Annotated in this window: 20 protein-coding genes; 3 read left to right on the top strand and 17 right to left on the bottom strand. The window is 71.1% G+C overall.

Going from position 1 to position 18,853, the window contains the following annotated elements; all coding sequences use genetic code 11:
* Nucleotides 1-53 precede the first annotated feature (53 nt).
* From RY94_RS17565 to rimP, 3 genes are all read right to left on the bottom strand, one after another.
* Entirely contained in the window at nucleotides 54-404 is a 351-nt protein-coding gene (locus tag RY94_RS17565) for a YlxR family protein (RefSeq protein WP_082046451.1), read from the bottom strand.
* A gap of 105 nt (nucleotides 405-509) precedes the next feature.
* Nucleotides 510-1,499 (bottom strand): transcription termination factor NusA, encoded by a 990-nt coding sequence (nusA, locus tag RY94_RS16015; RefSeq protein WP_043447478.1) that lies wholly within the window; start codon nucleotides 1,497-1,499, stop codon nucleotides 510-512.
* Between the two features lie 10 nt (nucleotides 1,500-1,509).
* The gene (gene rimP / locus RY94_RS16010; RefSeq protein WP_052274526.1) at nucleotides 1,510-2,136 is read right to left on the bottom strand and encodes a ribosome maturation factor RimP; all 627 of its coding nucleotides are present in this window, start codon (nucleotides 2,134-2,136) and stop codon (nucleotides 1,510-1,512) included.
* A 322-nt stretch (nucleotides 2,137-2,458) separates the two neighbouring features.
* Here rimP and RY94_RS16005 point away from each other — a divergent pair, with 322 nt between their 5' ends.
* The gene (locus tag RY94_RS16005) at nucleotides 2,459-3,511 is read left to right on the top strand and encodes a DUF4439 domain-containing protein (protein WP_043447475.1); all 1,053 of its coding nucleotides are present in this window, start codon (nucleotides 2,459-2,461) and stop codon (nucleotides 3,509-3,511) included.
* On the top strand, nucleotides 3,504-4,550 hold the full coding sequence (locus RY94_RS16000) for an aminoglycoside phosphotransferase family protein (RefSeq protein WP_082046450.1): 1,047 nt from the start codon (nucleotides 3,504-3,506) through the stop codon (nucleotides 4,548-4,550). Before RY94_RS16005 ends, RY94_RS16000 begins: the two co-directional genes overlap by 8 nt.
* Nucleotides 4,551-4,566: 16 nt before the next feature.
* On the opposite strand, the gene RY94_RS15995 is transcribed toward RY94_RS16000, so the two are convergent.
* The 9 genes from RY94_RS15995 to dxr all read right to left on the bottom strand — a co-directional run bounded on the left by RY94_RS15995 (nucleotide 4,567) and on the right by dxr (nucleotide 13,540).
* Nucleotides 4,567-5,382, bottom strand: coding sequence for a sulfite exporter TauE/SafE family protein (locus RY94_RS15995; protein ID WP_043447472.1), 816 nt, complete (start codon nucleotides 5,380-5,382; stop codon nucleotides 4,567-4,569).
* A gap of 2 nt (nucleotides 5,383-5,384) precedes the next feature.
* A complete protein-coding gene (locus tag RY94_RS15990) occupies nucleotides 5,385-7,184 on the bottom strand; it encodes a proline--tRNA ligase (RefSeq protein WP_043447470.1) in 1,800 nt (599 codons plus the stop codon).
* Nucleotides 7,185-7,324: 140 nt separating this feature from the next.
* Nucleotides 7,325-8,143 carry a GNAT family N-acetyltransferase gene (locus RY94_RS15985; protein ID WP_231554571.1) on the bottom strand — a complete coding sequence of 273 codons (819 nt, stop codon included), beginning with the start codon at nucleotides 8,141-8,143 and terminating at the stop codon, nucleotides 7,325-7,327.
* A gap of 37 nt (nucleotides 8,144-8,180) precedes the next feature.
* Nucleotides 8,181-9,347, bottom strand: coding sequence for a flavodoxin-dependent (E)-4-hydroxy-3-methylbut-2-enyl-diphosphate synthase (ispG, locus tag RY94_RS15980; RefSeq protein ID WP_043447463.1), 1,167 nt, complete (start codon nucleotides 9,345-9,347; stop codon nucleotides 8,181-8,183).
* A 99-nt stretch (nucleotides 9,348-9,446) separates the two neighbouring features.
* Nucleotides 9,447-9,737: a YciI family protein gene (locus RY94_RS15975; protein ID WP_043447460.1), complete on the bottom strand. Its 291-nt coding sequence runs from the start codon at nucleotides 9,735-9,737 to the stop codon at nucleotides 9,447-9,449.
* 10 nt (nucleotides 9,738-9,747) lie between these two features.
* A complete protein-coding gene (locus tag RY94_RS15970; RefSeq protein ID WP_043447457.1) occupies nucleotides 9,748-10,194 on the bottom strand; it encodes a hypothetical protein in 447 nt (148 codons plus the stop codon).
* A gap of 71 nt (nucleotides 10,195-10,265) precedes the next feature.
* Complete coding sequence (locus RY94_RS15965; protein ID WP_043447454.1) at nucleotides 10,266-10,886, bottom strand: hypothetical protein; 621 nt, start codon at nucleotides 10,884-10,886, stop codon at nucleotides 10,266-10,268.
* Between the two features lie 39 nt (nucleotides 10,887-10,925).
* Nucleotides 10,926-12,269, bottom strand: a complete 1,344-nt coding sequence (locus RY94_RS15960; protein ID WP_043447451.1) for a M50 family metallopeptidase — start codon at nucleotides 12,267-12,269, stop codon at nucleotides 10,926-10,928.
* A complete protein-coding gene (gene dxr / locus RY94_RS15955) occupies nucleotides 12,266-13,540 on the bottom strand; it encodes a 1-deoxy-D-xylulose-5-phosphate reductoisomerase (RefSeq protein WP_052274495.1) in 1,275 nt (424 codons plus the stop codon). The genes RY94_RS15960 and dxr overlap by 4 nt, the downstream gene beginning before the upstream one ends.
* 251 nt (nucleotides 13,541-13,791) lie before the next feature.
* On the opposite strand from dxr, the gene RY94_RS15950 reads away from it, so the two are divergent.
* Entirely contained in the window at nucleotides 13,792-15,375 is a 1,584-nt protein-coding gene (locus RY94_RS15950) for an HNH endonuclease signature motif containing protein (RefSeq protein ID WP_052274494.1), read from the top strand.
* Nucleotides 15,376-15,475: 100 nt separating this feature from the next.
* On the opposite strand, the gene RY94_RS15945 is transcribed toward RY94_RS15950, so the two are convergent.
* From RY94_RS15945 to RY94_RS15925, 5 genes are read right to left on the bottom strand one after another with little or no spacing between them, the layout of a single operon-like run.
* On the bottom strand, nucleotides 15,476-16,024 hold the full coding sequence (locus tag RY94_RS15945; RefSeq protein ID WP_043447448.1) for a dihydrofolate reductase family protein: 549 nt from the start codon (nucleotides 16,022-16,024) through the stop codon (nucleotides 15,476-15,478).
* 50 nt (nucleotides 16,025-16,074) lie between these two features.
* Nucleotides 16,075-16,911, bottom strand: a complete 837-nt coding sequence (locus tag RY94_RS15940) for an HpcH/HpaI aldolase/citrate lyase family protein (protein ID WP_043447758.1) — start codon at nucleotides 16,909-16,911, stop codon at nucleotides 16,075-16,077.
* The gene (locus tag RY94_RS15935) at nucleotides 16,908-17,387 is read right to left on the bottom strand and encodes a MaoC family dehydratase (protein ID WP_043447445.1); all 480 of its coding nucleotides are present in this window, start codon (nucleotides 17,385-17,387) and stop codon (nucleotides 16,908-16,910) included. Before RY94_RS15935 ends, RY94_RS15940 begins: the two co-directional genes overlap by 4 nt.
* On the bottom strand, nucleotides 17,384-18,031 hold the full coding sequence (locus RY94_RS15930) for a CoA transferase subunit B (protein WP_043447443.1): 648 nt from the start codon (nucleotides 18,029-18,031) through the stop codon (nucleotides 17,384-17,386). Before RY94_RS15930 ends, RY94_RS15935 begins: the two co-directional genes overlap by 4 nt.
* Before the next feature lie 2 nt (nucleotides 18,032-18,033).
* Nucleotides 18,034-18,828 (bottom strand): CoA transferase subunit A, encoded by a 795-nt coding sequence (locus tag RY94_RS15925; RefSeq protein ID WP_043447441.1) that lies wholly within the window; start codon nucleotides 18,826-18,828, stop codon nucleotides 18,034-18,036.
* Between the last annotated feature and the right edge of the window lie 25 nt (nucleotides 18,829-18,853).

Below are 18,853 nucleotides of genomic sequence, written 5' to 3'. Positions count from 1 at the left end.
ACGCGTCTGGCAGATCGAATGCTGAGCGCAACGGATTGGTCATCGTTGCGCACTCATCGCTGGGTGCTCATCGGGTTTCCATAAGGGTGCTGACCCGCTTTCAGGGAGGACGGTGCTGAATCGGAGCGTCCGTCTCGACGCTCCAAATATGCGTGGAAGGACGCTGCGAACTGCGCAGTGTCCACCGGCCCGCGGAAGGCCCTGTTGAAGGCTTTCCGCTTGACGGCCGTTTCCATGCATGCCGGGTCGGGGTGCAGCCAAGCACCCCGTCCGGATAACCGGCGCCGCTCATCGATGACGGCGGCAATCTGGCCGTCGATCGGTCGTGCAACAACCCGCATCACGTGTGACTGGCGGTCCCGCCGACGGCATCCCACGCAGGTGCGTATCGGATGTGCGTCCATCGGTCGGTGCCCGGAATCGTTTCGGCGTACAGCCTCTTCCGGGCGCGACCGGGCAGCAGTCCCTTCCATTCTACCCCTTCCGATGCCGCCGCCCGACCCGCAGGCCTAGGCCTTCGCCGCGGAGGCCTGCTGCGCGGCGTCGGACACGATGTCGATCCGCCAGCCCGTGAGCTTGGCGGCGAGGCGGGCATTCTGGCCTTCCTTGCCGATCGCGAGGGACAGCTGGTAGTCCGGGACGACGACGCGCGCGGAGCGGGTGGCTTCGTCGGTGATCGTCACGGAGGTCACGCGCGACGGCGAGAGGGAGCTGGCGATGAAGGCGGCGGCGTCGTCGTTGTAGTCCACGATGTCGATCTTCTCGTCGTTCAGTTCGTTCATGACCGCGCGCACGCGGCTGCCCATCTCGCCGATGCAGGCCCCCTTGGCATTGACGCCCGGGATGTTCGCCTTGACCGCGATCTTGGTGCGGTGTCCGGCTTCGCGGGCGAGCGCGACGATCTCGACGGTCCTGTCGGCGATCTCGGGCACCTCCAGCTCGAAGAGCTTGCGCACGAGGCCGGGGTGCGAGCGGGACAGCGTGATGGAGGGCCCCTTCATGCCGCGGTGCACGTCGACCACGAACGCGCGCAACCGGGTGCCGTGCAGGTACTTCTCCCCCGGCACCTGCTCCGGCGGCGGGAGGACCGCCTCCACCGAGCCGAGGTTCACCTGGATCATGTGCGGGTTGGTGCCCTGCTGGATCATGCCGGCGACGAGTTCACCCTCCTTGCCGCGGAACTCCCCGAGGATGTTGTCGTCCTCGGCGTCACGCAGGCGCTGGAGGATGACCTGGCGCGCGGTGCTCGCCGCGATGCGTCCGAAGCCGGTGGGCGTGTCGTCGAACTCGCCGACGGGCGCCCCGTCCTCGTCCTTCTCGGTGGCCCAGATGGTGACGTGCCCGGTCCGGCGGTCGAGCTCGGCGCGGGCGGTCTCGTGCGAGCCGGGCGAGCGGTGGTAGGCGATCAGCAGTGCCTGCTCGATCGTGGGAACCAGCTTGTCGAGGGGGATCTCGCGCTCGTGCTCGAGGAGTCTCAGCGCGCTCATATCAATATCCATGTGGGTCTCCTTACGCGTGGTGCACGGCGCCGGAGATCTCCGGATCGGCCCCATCGCTGTCATCGTGGTGTTCATCCTCGAGATGCGCGAATTCGACCTGCACGGTCCCCTTGCGGATCTTGGAAAACTCGAGGGCGAGCGGATCGCCCTGCTTGGGCTTCATGCCCTTCTTGACCGGCAGCTGCGGCAGCAGCCGGATCCCGGTGTCCGATACGTCCTGCAGGCGGCCGAGGACCGCGTCGCCGGTCACGGGCTTCACCTCGACCATGCGCCCCACGTTGCGGCGCCAATGCCGCGGTTCGGTGAGGGGACGGGAGACCCCGGGTGACGAGACTTCGAGGTTGTACGGACGGTCGTCGTCCTCCAGGCTGTCCATCGCTGCGGAGAGGTCCGTCGAGATGGCGGAGATCACATCGAAACCGACGCTCCCCGTGGTCTCTTCGGGCAGGTCCACGACGATGTGCACCGTGCGATGGGACCCTGCGATCTTGACTTCGACGTCCTCCAGATAGAGGTTGTGCTGGTCGACCACCGGCTTCAGTCTGGTCCAGAGGCGCTGCGCTTCGGCCTGCAGTTCGACCTCTGAGGCCGACCTGCGGGTCGAGGCATGATTTTCGTTCCCGGACCGGACCGCCATGGCTGCCTCCCACTCGATGATGTTGTGCTCCAAGAGTACCGACATTCCGCGGCACCGGCTGTATCGGCGGCCGAAACGGGAAGCGCCGTGACATCATCGGGAACTGTGACGAAGCGCGCGGAGACGGACAGGCAGCGGGCCGGCGGAGGGCGCCGCGGATCCCGCGCAGGACGCCTGGCGCGGCGGTCGGCGGGCCTTGCCGGTCTGTTCGCCGTGATGCTGCTCGTGGTCGGCGTCGGGCTGGGCGTGCGGGCCCCGGAACCGCAGGCGCGCGTCTACTCCGTCTCCGAACAGGCACAGCTCGACGCCGAACACCGCTACCGTGCCGCGGCCGACCGGGCGCGCACCACGGCGGCCGACCCCGGGCTGGCCCCGGCGGCCGCCGCGGAACTGGCAGCGGCCGCCGTGGACCTCGACGAGCAGGCGGACGCCGTCGCNGGACGCCGTCGCCCTGCCGCGCTCCCCCGCCCCGACGGCGGAGGACGGCCCCCCGGCCCGCACCAGCCCGGTTCCGGACGGACAGCCGGGCGGCTCGGGTCCCGCGGCGGACCCGGGCACGGGCACCCGCACGGCCGGCGACGACGCTGCCTCCGCGGCACCGGCCGACGCCCCCGCCGTCCTGGCGATCCTCCGCGACAGCGCACTCCTGAGCCTTCGGGACGCAGCCCGCGCGGACCCCGGTCCCGGCCGCGTGCTGGCCGCCGCCGGCGTCAACCAGTGGCGGCACGCCCTCCGGCTCGGCCAGGCCCTGGGGGCCGACCCCGGGCTGCCCGCACCGGGCGCGCTGTCCGCCGTGGACCTCGCCGCCGGCACCGGCCCGTTCGCGGACCTGGCAGCACCGGCAGAACAGACAGAACCGCTCGGTGGTACACCGGCGCCCACGGAGTGCTCCGGGACCCCGGTCGGCCCGGATGCCGACCGCCGGGCCCTCCTCGGCGCGCGGACCGCGGAGGACCAGGCCCGGTACGCGTACGAGGTCGCCGCGGCGCTGCTCCCGGAGCCCGCACGGGCGCTGGACGCGGCGTCCACCCACCGGGAGGCGGCGGACGCCGCAGCCGATCGCCTCGCCGCCCTGTGCGTCCCCGCGGACCCGACGCCGGCGGGCTATGCGATCGGCCCGGACTTCCGCGCCGATCCGCTCGCCGCGACGCGCGCCATCGAACAGGAGCACGCCGAGCTCTACGCGGGCCTCATCGCGACGGTCGGTCCGGAGACCCGGGCGTGGGCCGTCACCTCGTTCAGCGCCGCCGCCCAGCGCAGCATCGAGGCCGGCACCCCCCTGGAAGCGCTCCCCGGACTGGCCGGCAGCACCCCGCCGTCGGCAGCCACCCCGGACCCGGCTCCCGTGCACCCGACGGAGCAGCCCGGTGGCTAGCGAAGCCGGCGACGGCGGACGGTCCACGGCCCCCGGCCGGGTCACGGCCCTCCCGGATCTCCCGCCGGCCCTCGTCCGGTCCGCGGCGACGATCGACGGCGGCGCCCGGTGGACGCGCACCTGGCACGGTCTGCTGGCGGACAGACTCGACGCCTGGGACCTGGACCTCGACCTCCGGCCCGGGCAGCCCGGGTGGGCCGGGCGGTGCGCCGTCGTCGTGCCGGTACTGCGCCGCGACAGTGATGCGCCCCCTGCCGTCCTCAAGCTGAGCATCCCCCACGACGAAGCCCTGCCCGAGCCCGACGCGCTGGAGCTGTGGGACGGGACGGGCGCGGTCCGCCTGCTTTCCGCCTCGCGCCCCGAGTACGCCCTGCTGCTGCAGCGTCTCGACGGGGACCACTCGCTACGGGACGTGCCGCTCGACGAGACGCCCGCACCGTGGGGCGAGGTCCTGCGGCGGCTCTGCCTCCGGGCAGGCACGAGCGCACCCTGGGCGGCCTTCCCCCACCTGGCGTCCGAGGCCGAGCAGTGGACGGACACGCTCCCAGCACAGTGGGACGAGCTCGGCGAACCGTTCCCGCGCTGGCTCATGGAGGCCGCGCTGGAGGTCTGCCAGTCACGCGGGGTCATCGGCCGACGGTCGGAGAGGGACGTCCTCGTGCACACGGACCTGCACTACGACAACCTCCTCCCGACGTCGCCGAACCGGCTCGGGGACTTCGTGGCGATCGATCCGAAACCCGTGCTGGGTGACGCGGAGTACGCGGTGGCGCCCATGCTGTGGAACAGGCTCGACGAGCTCGACGCCGGCGATCCTGCCGGTCACCTGCAGGCGCACTGCCGGGCGCTGGCGGAGGCCGCGGGCCTCGATGCGGAGCTGGCCCGGGGCTGGACCGTGGTCCGCGAGGTCCGCAATGCGCTGTCGTACCTCGGCCAAGGCGTCCCCGGGGACGCGCAGCGGTCGCTGTGGGTGGCGAGCTCCGTCCTGGGCAGGACGCTGGACGGCCTGCCGCCGGTCGGAGCGCTGCCGTCCCTCTGACGGGCGCGGGCGGCCGTCAGCCTCCTGTCACCAGCGGGCGGACGTTCTCGACCCACACGTCGTAGCCGAGCTTGACGATCAGGGCGCCGACGACGAGGAGGAACACGATCCTGATGAAGCGGCTGCCCTGGCTGATGGCCATGCGCGAGCCGGTGTAGCCGCCGGCCATGTTCGCGACGCCCAGCAGCAGCCCGAGGCCCCACAGGAGGGACCCGCTGGGCAGGAAGAACATGAGGGCGCCGAAGTTGGTCGCCATGTTCACGATCTTGGCCTTGGCACTGGCACCGAGGAAGTTGTAGCCCAGCAGCGTGACCATCGCGATGATCAGGAAGGACCCGGTGCCGGGGCCGATCAGTCCGTCGTAGAAGCCGATGACGAGCCCGATCGCACACGCCGTCCCGTAGTGCCGGGCCCCCTGGTACCGCAGCTCGGTGAGCGTCCCGACGGTCGGCTTCAGTGCGGTGAACACCGCGACGGCGATGAGCGCCACCACGATGATCGGCTTGAAGACCGACGACGGCAGCGAGGACGCCAGCACGGCCCCGCCGAAGCTGCCCATCAGGGCCACCCCCGCCATCGGCAGCGCCGTCCGCAGGTCCGGATGGGCGCGCCGGTAGTAGGTGATGGCGCTCGTCGTCGTGCCGAAGATGGATCCCATCTTGTTGGTGGCCAGCGCCTCCACGGGCGCGATGCCGGGGACGAGGAGCAGCGCCGGCAGCTGCAGCAGGCCACCGCCGCCCACGACGGCGTCCACCCAGCCGGCGGCGTATCCGGCGACGAGCACCAGCAGGATCGTGGCGAGGTGCAGCTCCTCGAGTCCCGAACCTCCCAAGGTCAGTGCGCGGTGAGTTCGCGCAGCAGCGCGGCAGCCTCGTCGACGGCCACGTTCTGCGCCTCACCGGTGCGCCGGTCCTTGACCTCGAGCACGCCGTCGGCGAGCCCGCGCCCGACGACGACGATGGTGGGCACGCCGATGAGCTCGGCGTCGCCGAACTTCACCCCCGGGGAGACCTTGGGGCGGTCGTCGTACAGCACGGTCAGGCCGGAGGACTCGAGCTCCGCCGCGAGCTTCTCGGCGGCCTCGAACACCTCGGTGCCCTTGCCCGTGGCGACGATGTGCACGTCGGCGGGCGCCACGTTGCGGGGCCAGATGATGCCGCGGTCGTCGTGGTTCGCCTCGGCGAGGGCCGCGAGGGCGCGCGTCACGCCGACACCGTAGGAGCCCATGGTCACCGTGGCGAGCTTGCCGTTGCGGTCGAGGACCTTCAGGCCCAGCGCGTCGGCGTACTTCCGTCCGAGCTGGAAGATGTGGCCCATCTCGATGCCGCGGGCCGCGACCAGCGGTCCGGAGCCGTCGGGGGCCTCGTCGCCCTCGCGCACCTCGACGGCCTCGACCACGCCGTCCCAGGTGAAGTCGCGACCGGCGACCAGGCCGAACACGTGCTTCCCGTGCTCGTTGGCGCCGGTGATCCATGCGGTGCCGCTGACCACGCGGGGGTCCACGAGGTAGCGCAGGCCCGTGGCGGACCCGGCCCCGAGGACGGCGGCGTCAGGCGTGAGGCCCGGTCCGATGTAGCCCTTCACGAGCCCCGGGTGCTTCTTGAGGTCGTCCTCGGTGGCGGCCTCGACGGCCACCTCACCGCCGGTCTCCAGGTGGCCCGCGATGTTCGCCTCGATGCGCTTGAGGTCCACGGTGCGGTCGCCGGGCACACCGACGACGACGATCTCGCGCGCCCCGGTGGGCAGGACGGCGGCGAGGACCACGTTCTTCAGGGTGTCCGCGGCGGTCCAGGGACGGTCCTCGCGGGCGGCCATGGCGTTGGCGGCGGCCACGAGCGTGTCGATGGTCGGCGTGTCCGGGGTGTCCCGTACCTCCGCCGCCGGAGCGTCCGAGTGGTCGACGGCGTCGGGGACCACGGTGGTGACGGCCTCGACGTTCGCGGTGTAGCCGCCGGCCGAGCGGACGAAGGTGTCCTCGCCGATGGGCGTGGGGTGCAGGAACTCCTCGCTCTTCGAGCCACCCATCGCGCCGGCCGTCGCCGTCACGGGGATGACCTCGAGGCCCAGCCGCTCGAAGATGCGCAGGTAGGCCGCCCGGTGGAGCTGGTAGCTGGCCTCGAGTCCCTCGTCGTCGATGTCGAAGGAGTAGGAGTCCTTCATGATGAACTCACGTCCACGGAGGAGCCCGGCCCGCGGGCGTGCCTCGTCGCGGTACTTGGTCTGGATCTGGAACAGGCTCAGCGGCAGGTCCTTGTACGAGCTGTACAGGTCCTTGACGAGCAGCGTGAACATCTCCTCGTGCGTCGGCGCCAGGAGGTAGTCCGCGCCCTTGCGGTCCTGGAGCCGGAACAGGCCCTCGCCGTACTCGGTCCAGCGGTTCGTCGCCTCGTAGGGCTCCCTGGGCAGCAGCGCCGGGAAGTGGACCTCCTGGGCGCCCATGGCCTCCATCTCCTCGCGGATGATGCCCTCCACGCGGGCGAGGACCTTCAGGCCCAGGGGCAGCCAGCTGTAGATGCCGGGGGCCGCGCGCCGGATGTAGCCGGCCCGGACCAGGAGGCGGTGGCTGGCGACTTCGGCGTCGGCTGGATCGTCACGCAGGGTGCGCAGGAAAAGGGTCGAGAGTCGTAAGACCACGCGGGTGTCCGTTCGTATTCATCGGGCGCTGCTTGATCGAGCACTGCCATCCACTCCCCCGCCGTCCGGCGGGAGACAACAGGTACCAATCTAGCCGGTCCGCACACCCCGCCGCCGTCGCGTGCGCGACGGACCCGTCCTCAGAAGAGGATCGTCGCGAAGGTGTCCACCTGCTCGAAGCCCACGCGCTTGTAGGCCGCGATGGCGCGCGCGTTGTACGAGTTCACGTAGAGGCTCACGGTGGGCGCGAGGGAGCGGGCGGCGACGACGACGCCGGACATGTAGGCGGCGCTGAGCCCTCGGCCGCGGTGGTCGGGGTTCACCCAGACCCCCTGCACCTGGACGGCCTGCGAGGACACGGTGCCGAGCTCGGCCTTGAAGATCACGGTGCCGTCGTCGTCGAACGCCGCGAGCGAATGCCGGCGGCCGATCAGGGAGGCGACCCGCCGGCGGTAGTGGTCGGACCCGCCGATGAACGGCGAGTAGCCCACTTCCTCCTCGAACATCGCGGCGCAGGCCGGCAGCAGGCGGTCGAGTTCGTCGGGACGCGTGAAGCGCAGATCGGGTGCCGGGGTGATGAGGGGATCCGTGTCGATGGCCATGAGCGGCTGCGTGGGACGGACGTCGAACGGCTCCGCGCTGTAGTCCTCGAGCGTGGACCACAGATCCATCACCCCCTCGGACAGGCCGAAGATCGAGGAGAAGGTGCGCCCCGAGCGGCCGAGGTGGTCGCCGAAGATGGCGCCGGTCTCGTCCGTCACGCCGACCGGGACGAGGTTGACCCCGGCCCAGCAGGCGGCGCGGAGCTCGTGGTGGCGGAACATCCCGATGACCTCGCCGCCGGCGAACGACGGCGCGGCGCTGCCCGTCGCCTCGAGGTGCGAGGCGACGAAGACGTTGGCCACGGGGTCCGCGTCGACGAGGGCCCAGAGGTCCGGGGTGTCGGTCTCGCCGAGCACCCGGAAGGACCACGGCCCCTCCGGGTCGGGCTGGGGCCTAGCTAACGGTAACCATGGGGCCACCCTGGCCAGCAGTTTCGCCATCAGCCTCCCCCATCTCCTCCGCGAGCCGCATGGCTTCCTCGATCAGCGTCTCCACGATCTGGTCCTCGGGCACGGTCTTGATGACCTCTCCCCTGACGAAGATCTGTCCCTTGCCGTTGCCCGACGCGACGCCGAGGTCGGCCTCGCGGGCCTCGCCGGGTCCGTTGACGACACAGCCCATCACGGCCACGCGCAGCGGGACCTCCATGCCTTCGAGGCCGGCGGTCACTTCCTCGGCGAGGGTGTAGACGTCCACCTGCGCCCTGCCGCACGAGGGGCAGGACACGATCTCGAGCTTGCGGGGGCGCAGGTTGAGGGACTGGAGGATCTGGTTGCCCACCTTGATCTCCTCGACCGGCGGTGCGGAGAGCGAGACGCGGATGGTGTCGCCGATGCCCTTGGACAGGAGCGCGCCGAACGCGGTGGCGGACTTGATGGTGCCCTGGAAGGCCGGCCCGGCCTCGGTCACGCCGAGGTGCAGGGGCCAGTCGCCGCGCTCGGCGAGGAGCTCGTACGCCCGGACCATGATCACGGGGTCGTTGTGCTTCACGGAGATCTTGAAGTCGTGGAAGTCGTGCTCCTCGAACAGGGACGCCTCCCAGACGGCCGATTCGACGAGCGCCTCCGGGGTGGCCTTCCCGTACTTCTCCATGAGGCGCGGGTCGAGGGATCCCGCGTTGACGCCGATGCGGATCGAGGTGCCGGCGGCCTTCGCGGCGTCGGCGATCTGCTTGATCTGGTCGTCGAACTTGCGGATGTTGCCCGGGTTGACGCGGACGGCCGCGCAACCGGCGTCGATCGCGGCGAACACGTACTTCGGCTGGAAGTGGATGTCCGCGATCACCGGGATCTGGGACTTCTTCGCGATGATCGGCAGTGCCGCGGCATCGTCCGCCGAGGGGCAGGCGACGCGGACGATGTCGCACCCGGTGGCCGTCAGTTCGGCGATCTGCTGGAGGGTCGCGTTGATGTCCGTGGTCGGCGTCGTCGTCATGGACTGGATGCTGATCGGGGAATCGGATCCGACCCCTACCGAGCCGACCTTGATCTGACGGGTCTTGCGCCGGGGAGCGAGGACGGGCGGCGGTGCTGCTGGCATTCCTAGGTTGACCGAGGTCAAAACATCCTCCATGCTGGCGGCCCTGGCCGCACGTGTGACGACATACTTGGTTTCATTATCCACCCGGCAGGACGCTGCGTCGTCCTGCCGGGATGCAGGTCACACGAGGTCCCGGAAGGTTCCGATCACGGGGTTCCACGCGGTGGTCTTGACGGCGGAGATCGCCCCGGCCTGCGCGAACGGGTCCTCGCTCACGAGCTGGTTGAGATCGGCCTCGGTCGCGGAGGCGAAGAGCAGGAGCGCCCCGGTGCCGTCGGCGAAGGGGCCGGAGGCGAGGACGCGGCCGTCGCCGACGAGTCCTTCGAGCCATTGGCGGTGTGCCGGGCGGTGCTCGGCGCGGAGGTGGTCGTGGTCGGGGTTGTACACGTACTCGACGGCGAAGATACTCATGGCTTTCACCCTACGTGACTCCCAGCAGGTAGGCCTTGACGATCGTCGCGACACCGGCGGCCCACAGCAGGGAGGTCAGCGTGCCGATGATGAACCGCTCCGCCGCGGCGGGGGTCTCCTTCAGCTCGGCGTAGCGTCCGAGGGCCTTGACCGCCACGACGTAGGCGATGGCGACGGGCTGGCCGCCGAGGATGGCGACGGTCACGGCGAGGCGCTCGAGCACGCCGATGACCAGTCCGCCGCGGAGCACGCCCGGGGGCAGGGCGTCGATCGGCGCCTGGGGTGGGTGGGCCGGGGGCTCCGGCAGCTCGAGCTGTGGCTGGTCGGCGGGCTCGGGGAGTTCCCTGCGCCGTTCCGCGGTGTCCACCGATCGCGCCAGGCGTAGCACGAGCATGGTGACGGGCGAGCCCAGGCCTCCCGCCGCGACGAGGGCCACCACGATCCACAGTGCGTCCACCGATACCTCCTGAACGGTCGTCGACCGTGCCGCTCACCGTCGTCCGTCATGTCTACAGCACGCCACCCCCGTCAGTGGGTCAGGGCTCCATCGGGGCGGTCCGCCCAAGCCAGGAGGCGTGCAACTGCCTGACGGACCGTGCGCTCCTCATGCCAGGCCGCACGGGCGGCCGCCTTGCTCACGGCCTGCGGACTGATCCCGAGGCTCCGCGCGGCGACGGTCTGGGTGCCGCGCTCGCCGGGCTGCAGGAGATCGAGGATGCGCCACTCCGCCTCGGAGCGCCCCATGACGTGCCGGCCGAGCAGCGCGAGCACCCCCTCGGCCTCCGCTGCCACGTCGGCGTGGCCGCGAGGTCCTTCGACCGCCAAGGGCGCGCGGTCACCGGTCTTCTTGGCCCGGTCCACGGCCCTGCGGGCGGCGACGAACGCGGAGCCCCGGCCCTCCCGCGGCGAGGACGGGAAGGGTTCCTCGACCATGCCGACGCCGATCCCCACGTACCAGCCCCCGGCGCGCAGGCACAGCAGGACGGCGTCGACGACGTCGGCCGGATCGGCCAGGACGCCCTGCGCCTCGTCCCCCACCGAGCGCTCCCAGGGGAGGACGGCCCGGACGGGCCGCAGGAGGGCGAGCAGCTCGGGGATGCGGTCCGGGGAGGTACGGCTGGCCGCCTGGTCGATCGTGAGGACGAACATTCTTCAACCGTATGAGGTTGAATTATGTTTTACAACCGATCAGCCGAAAAGATCGACCGGCTTCACGATGTCGGCGTAGATCAGCAGGACACCCATGCCCATCAGCAGGATCGCGACGGCATAGGTGAGGGGCAGCAGCTTCGCCATGTCGAACGGGCCCGGATCGGGGCGCCTGAACAGGCGTGCGACGCCGCGGCGGAGCCCTTCCCACAGCGCTCCGGCCACGTGCCCGCCGTCGAGCGGCAGGAGCGGGATCAGGTTGAACACGAACAGGGCGAGGTTCACGCCCGCGACGAGTCCGATGAGGGTCGCGGCGCGGGATGCGACGGGGACCTCCTCCATCGCGGAGATCTCCCCCGCGATCCGGCCGACGCCGACCACGCTGATGGGCCCCTCGGGATCGCGCGGGGCGTCCGAGAACGCCGCCTGGCCCACCTCGACCACGCGCTGCGGCAGATTCAGCACCACGCCGGCCACGCTCGCGAGGGAGTCGCCGACGGCGGGCAGTACCTCGGTGGCCGGCTGGGGCACGAGCTCCTGCGTGGAACCGACGCCGATGAAGCCGACCTCCCGGGTCAGCGCGGTGCCGTCGTCGTCGACCGCCGCCGTGCCGTCCTCCGCGGCGACGGGCCGCTCCGTCAGCAGGGGGGTGATCCTGGAGTCGATGGTCTCGCCGTCGCGGACGTAGGAGATGGCGACCTCGCGCCCGGCGGCATCCCTGATCCAGCCGGACAGCTCGTCCCAGCCGGTGACCTCGCGGCCGTCGAAGCCGACCACGCGGTCACCGGGCTGCAGGCCCGCCTGGAACGCGGGTGCGGCGGGGTCGTCCGGTCCGCAGTCGGTCTGGCCCGTGGCGGCCTGCTGGCTGGCGGGCACGACGCAGCGGTACACCTCGGAGACCGTGGTGGTGGCCTGCGCGGAACCGAAGCCCATGATGAGGATCGCGAAGAGGACGGTCCCGATCAGGAGGTTCATGAGCGGCCCGCCGAGCATGATGATGATGCGCTTCCAGATGGGCAGCTTGTAGAACACGCGGTCCTCGTCGCCGGGCTGGAGCTGCTCGGCGGCGGCCCGCCGTGCGTCGTCGGAGAGTTGCTGGAAGACGCCGGTGCTGGACTGGCGGACGGCTCCGGCCTCCGTCGTCGCGGGCGGGAACATGCCCACCATGGCGACGTAGCCCCCGGCCGGGATCGCCTTGAGCCCGTACTCGGTCTCGCCGCGGCGCCTCGACCAGACAGTGGGGCCGAAGCCGACCATGTACTGGGTGACGCGGACCCGGAAGAGCTTCGCGGGCACCAGGTGGCCCACCTCGTGCAGCGCGATCGACGCGGCGATCCCGACGACGACGAAGAGCACTCCGGCAATGAACAGCAGAACAGTCACAGCGTTTCCTTCTGGCCTTGCACATCCCCTGCACCGTCCGGCAGGGACGACTCCTCGAGCCCACAACGGACACGGGCGCTCCGGCGTGCCCAGCGTTCCGCCGTGAGGACGGCGTCGAGGGTGAGGTCGCCGACGGCTGCGCCCTGATCCTGCGCACGCTGCTCCTCGACGACCGCGGAGACCGTGTCCACGATGTCAGTGAAACCTATGACTCCCCTGTGAAAGGCGTCCACGGCTTCCTCGTTCGCCGCGTTGTAGACGGCCATGCGGGTGCCGCCCTCCGCTGCCGCCCGCTTGGCCAGGGCGACCGCGGGGAAGGCGTCGTCGTCGAGCGGCTCGAAGGTCCATTCCTCGGGGCGGCTCCAGTCGCAGGCCCTCGCCGAGCCGGGCACGCGGAACGGCCAGCCCATGCCGAGGGCGATCGGGAGGCGCATGTCGGGCGGTGACGCCTGCGCCAGGGTTGACCCGTCGACGAACTGGACCATCGAGTGGATCACGGACTGCGGGTGCACGACGACGTCGATGCGCTCCAGCGGGATGTCGAAAAGGAGATGCGCCTCCACCAGCTCGAGGGCCTTGTTGACCATGGACGCCGAGTTGGTGCTGACCACGCGGCCCATGTCCCAGGTGGGGTGGGCGAGGGCCTGGCTGGGGGTCGCGTGCCGCAGCTGCGCGCGGGTCATGCCGCGGAACGGACCGCCCGACGCCGTGAGGATGAGCCGGTCCACCTCGTCCGCCGTCCCCCCGCGAAGTGCCTGTGCGATCGCCGAGTGCTCGGAATCGACCGGGACGAGCTGCCCCGGGGCTGCTGCCGCACGCACGAGGGCCCCGCCGGCGATCAGCGACTCCTTGTTCGCGAGCGCGAGGAGGTGCCCGGCGCCGAGCGCGGCGAGGGTGGGTTCCAGCCCGATCGACCCGGTGATCCCGTTGAGCACGACGTCGGCGTCCGGCCAGGCGGCGACGTCCGCCGCGGCCCGGTCGCCGGCGAACAGGTGCGGGGCGTAGCCGCTGACACCGGCGTCGTCGGCGGCACGGGCGATCGCCAGTTCGAGGTCGGCTTCGGTCGCGGACGCGACGCCGACGGCGGGGGCCCGGACGGCGACGGCCTGGCGGGCGAGGAGGTCGAGGTTCCGTCCGCCCGCGGTGAGGCCTGCCACGCTGAAGCGGTCAGGGGCGGCGGCGATGACGTCGAGCGCCTGGGTGCCGATCGAACCGGTGGAGCCGAGGATGGTGACGCGCCGGTGCCCGCGGGTGGGGTTGCTGAAATCCATGGCCCCAGTATCCCGCAGACTGCCGGTGCCGGCCCTCCGGACTGCGCGGGGAGTGGTCGTTTCGCGCCTGCGGCAGGCTGTCGTCCAGACCTGCGGCGGCGGTCGGCGGGTCCGCAGCGGGTGGTCGCCTCGCGCCGTGGCCTGGGGTCGCTCGGTGCTCGGCAGCCACCAGTCGGGAAGTCCAGGAATCAGCGCTTTTCGTGCCTTCGATCACGGGCCGTTTTGTCGGTGCGAGGTGATTGGCTGGAGCCATGACCACCGAATCGGTGCTGCTGACTCTCGAGGACGCCTACAGCGAGGCGCTCGAGGGCTGGCCTGCGGATGCGTTCGACGAGCTTCTCGGTTCGGATGGCGAATTCGATGATGACGGGGTCGACGAACACGCCCGTGCGCGCGTCGAGGACGCAACGCCGTACGGCCTGGTCGGCCGGTTGGAGGGCGCAGCGTCCGGCGCCATGGATCCGTCCAGTCCCGCCGCGACCCTCGACCTGCTGCGGGCCGCGGACCGGCTGGCGTCCTGGGCAGCCGCGCAGCGGGCCCGCCTGGTCACCAAGGTCCATACCTTCAGCAATCCGGACCACCATTCCTGGTCGGGCCCGGCCTCGTCCCTGGCCTTCACCGAGACGGTCGCCGAGACCGCAGCACTGCTCACGATGTCCGAGGGGTCCGCCGCGCGGCTCGTCTCGGAGTCGCTGACGTTGACCGGCCAGTTGACGGACACGTTGGCAGCCCTGGAAAAGGGCGATATCTGCCCAGGACGCGCGTCGGTCATCGTCGAGCAGTCCTGCACCCTCCCCGACGAGGCCGTGCGCGGATTCGAGACCGAGATCCTGAAGGTGGCGGGAAGCCTGAACCGGCCGAAACTCACCGCACGGTGCCGTCGGCTGAGGGAGAAGCTCCACCCCGAGACGCTGACCGCGCGCCGGGTGAGGGCGGCGGCCGACCGGTGCGTCGTCTTCGAACCGGACCGGGACGGGATGGCGTGGTTGAGTGCCTACCTCCCCGCGGAGCAGGCACTTGCGGCCCACACCATGGTCGACGCGGCGGCTCGTACTCTGCGGAGCGGCGACGATCCGCGGACGCTGCCTCAGCTGCGGGCCGATGTGCTGGCCGACCTGCTGCTCGGCGCGGGCCGGCCCGCCGCTACGCCGTCCACCAGCGGTCGCTGCGGTTGCGGAGGCCGCGAAGGGCTCGACGCCGCGGGCAGCAGCGTCGGCCGGCGCGGCGCCGGAGGCAGTAGTACCGGCCAGGGTGTGCGTCCTTCCACGGCGAGGATCGTGGTCACCGTCCCGGTGTTCTCGCTGATGGGACTCACCGACGAACCGGCCGAGCTCGAGGGCTACGGCCCCATCCCCGCCGACGCCGCTCGCCACCTGGCCGCGGATGCCACCTCGTGGATGCGCCTGCTCACCCATCCGTACACGGGTGCGGTGCTCGGCCTCGACCGCACCCGGTACCGTCCGAGCGAGGATCTGCGGACCTGGGTCCAGCTCCGGGAGAAGACCTGCAGCTTCTACGGCTGCTCCCGCCCCGCGAGTCGCTGCGATCTCGACCATCTGCTCGCCTGGGTCGACGACGGATCAACCAGTGCGGACAACCTCCACCCCGTGTGCAGGCGGCACCACATGCTGAAGCACCAGACGGACTGGACGCCGAGGCCCGATCCCGACGGCGGGCTGACGTGGCTGTCACCGGGTGGTCGGACGTATACGACACCGCCCGAACCACCGCCCGGCGACCCGCACTCGGCGGAGACCGCCCGGATCCTGCGCGAGCTCGAGGCGGCCATGCGTACCGAGGGGGTGGCTGATGAGGAAACCCTGCCGCCCTTCTGACGATCGGGCGGACGGCGGTGCCACGGTACGTCCGGCGAGCGCAGCGCCGTCCGATCACCCGGACAAGATCAGACCGGCTCGATGCGGTAGGACCTCAGGGCTACCCTCGCGGCTCGTATCGCAGGGCCACCGCACCGGAGTCGAACTCCTGCCGATCCACCAGGCGGAGATCCAGGTGCTGTGAGAGCCCGGCGAAGAGCGTAGGGCCGTGGCCTGCGATCCGTGGGTGCACCACGAACTCGTACTCGTCGATCAGGCCCAGCTCCGCCAGAGCACGAGGGAGCATCACCCCACCGGTGAACAGCCCTCTGCCCGGCCCCTGTTTGAGCTCCCGGACACTGTCCGCCAGATCGCCACACAGCAGTTCGGCGTTCCAGTCGACGCGCTCCAGGGTGCTCGATACGACGTACTTCTTCGCCGCATCGATGGTGCGGGCGAAGGGCTCCGTCCAGGCGGGCGCTGCATCTGTTCGGACCGGCGCGCGGAACGCCGCCTCCATCATCCCGTAGGTCACCCGGCCGAACAGGAGGGCATCGGCGCGCTCGAGGTTCTCCACGGCGTGCCGATGCAGTTCCTCGTCCGCCTCGCCCACACGGTGGTCGCAGCACCCGTCCAGGGTGAGGTTGATGGAGTACCGCAGCGGTTGCATCGCCCCAGCGTACAAAGATCGGTGCGGAGCACAATCCCCCGTCGGGGATGTCAGCTGCCCGACACCCTGCCCAGAACACGGCGCGCGTGCCTGAGGATCGGCTCGTCCACCATGCGCCCCTCGAACGTGAAGACCCCTCGCTCGTTCTCGGCCGCAGCCAGGATCGCCCGCGCCCGCTCCACCTCGGCCGCGGCCGGCGCGAAGGCGGCACGGACCGCGGCGACCTGGCCCGGGTGGATGCAGGCCTTCGCATCGAAGCCCGAGGCCACGGCGTCGTCGGTCTCCATTGCAAGGCCGTCGAGGTCGGTGATGTCCACGTACACGGCATCGATGGCCTGCCGGTCCGCGGCCCCGGCGGCGAGCAGCACCTGCGAGCGCGCCTGGAGGGCCACCGCACGGTAGCTGCCGTCCGGACGCCGGCTCGAGGTCCCCCCGAGGGAGGCCACGAGGTCCTCGGCGCCCCACATCAGGGCGCTGACCCCCTCGGCGCGGGCGATCTCCGCGACGTTCACGACTCCCCGCGCGGTCTCGCACAGGGCGATGACCTCCACGGCGCCGAGCGCCGCACGGACCGCGGCGACGTCGTCGGGCGACTCCGTCTTGGCAAGCATGACCGTGCGGTAGGGCGTGCGGCGGACGGCGTCGCAGTCGCGTGCGAAGTCCGGTGTCCCGACGGCGTTGAGGCGCACCACGGTATGCCCCGGGTCGAGGGTGGATGCGGCGAGCGCCTCCCGCGCCGACTCCTTGGCCCCCGGCGCGACGGCGTCCTCGAGGTCGAGGATGACGGTGTCGGAGCGGTCCGCGGCCTTCACATACCGCTCCGGACGGTCCGCCGGGCAGAACAGCAGGGCCGGGCCCAGTGCAGGGGGGAGGACGATGCCGCTCATGCCAGGCCGTCCCGGGGCCCCGTCGAGGACCACATGAGCACGCTGCGGGTCGCGGTCGCCACGACCTCCCCGTGCTGGTTCCGCCCCGTGTGCGCCATGGTGACGACGCCCTGCCCCGGACGGGACGACGACGGGCGGACCCCGGTGATCTCGGTCTCGGTGTACAGGGTGTCCCCATGGAAGAGCGGCTTCGGGAAGGCGACGTCGGTGAGTCCGAGCTGCGCCACGATGGTGCCCTGCGTCAGCTGGGAGACGGACTGCCCCACGAGCGTGGCCAGGGTCAGCATCGAGTTGACGAGCCGCTGCCCGAACGGCTGGCCCGCCGACCACGCCGCGTCCAGGTGCAGCGCCTGGGTGTTCATGGTGAGCGTGGTGAACAGGACGTTGTCGGCCTCGGTGAGCGTGCGGCCCGGCCGGTGCGCATAGACGGAACCGACCTCGAGCTCGTCGAAGTACAGGCCGCGCTGTTCGATCATGCCTCTCCCCCGAGCTCCACGCGCAGCGCTGCGCCGGTGGCCGCGACGACGTCGTCGGTGCTGACGCCGGGTGCCGTCTCGCGCAGCACGAGGCCGTCGGGTCCGACGTCGATCACGGCGAGGTCGGTGATGATCCTGTCCACGCAGCCCTTGCCGGTGAGCGGCAGGGAGCAGGACTCGACGATCTTCGGCCGCCCGGCACGGTCCACGTGCTCCATCATGACGATCACGCGCTTGGCCCCGAACACGAGGTCCATGGCGCCGCCCATGCCCTTGACCATCTTGCCGGGCACCATCCAGTTCGCGAGGTCGCCGTTCCGGGCCACCTCCATGGCTCCGAGCACCGCGACATCCACGTGCCCGCCGCGGATCATGCCGAAGGAGGACGCCGAGTCGAAGAACGCGGCGCCTACGTTGGCGGTCACGGTCTCCTTGCCGGCGTTGATGAGATCGGGATCCACCGCGTCCTCCGCCGGGTACGGCCCCACGCCGAGGATGCCGTTCTCGGAGTGCAGCACCACCTCGACGCCGTCGGGGATGTAGTTGGGGATGAGGGTGGGCATGCCGATCCCGAGGTTCACGTACTGGCCGTTCTCGAGTTCCAGGGCCACCCGGGCCGCGAGTTCGTTGCGTGAGAGTGCCATGGTCATGCTCCTTCGGAGGCGACGGGTGCGGCGGATCCTGCGGGTGCGGCCAGCGAGACCGTCCGCTTCTCGACGCGCTTCTCGGGGTCAGGGGCGACGACGACGCGCTGGACGAAGATGCCGGGCGTGTGGACCTGGCCGGGGTCGAGCTCGCCGGGTTCCACGAGTTCCTCCACCTCCGCGATGGTGATGCGGCCGGCCTGGGCGCACAGCGGGTTGAAGTTCATGGCGGTGGCGTGGAACACGAGGTTGCCGTGGCGGTCGCCCTTCCATGCATGGACCAGCGCGTAGTCGGGGCGCAGGGATTCCTCGAGCACGTAGTCGACGCCGTCGAAGGACCGCACCTCCTTGGGCTGGGAGGCTCGCGTGACGTTCCCCTCGGCGTCGTAGCGCTGCGGCAGGCCGCCCTCGCTGACCTGGGTGCCGACGCCCGCCGTCGTGTAGAACGCCGGGATGCCCGCACCCCCTGCGCGCAGCTTCTCGGCGAGCGTGCCCTGCGGCGTGAGCTCCACCTCGAGCTCGCCGGCGAGGTACTGGCGGGCGAACTCCTTGTTCTCCCCGACGTAGGAGCTGATGGTCCGGCGGATGCGGTGGTCGGACAGGAGGATCCCGAGCCCCCAGTCGTCCACACCGCAGTTGTTGCTCACCGTCTCGAGCTCCGCCGTCCCCTGGCCGTGCAGGGCCTCGATCAGGGTCACCGGGATGCCGCAGAGGCCGAACCCGCCGACCGCGAGCGATGCGCCGTCGGGGATGTCCGCCACGGCCTCCGCCGCGCTGCCAACCACCTTGTTGATCACTGCTTCTCCTTCGTGTCGCCGTCGC

The sequence above is a fragment of the Arthrobacter sp. L77 genome (genome assembly GCF_000816565.1).
Taxonomy (GTDB): Bacteria; Actinomycetota; Actinomycetes; order Actinomycetales; family Micrococcaceae; genus Arthrobacter_D; species Arthrobacter_D antioxidans.
This window is presented reverse-complemented; position numbering and strand designations above follow the sequence as displayed.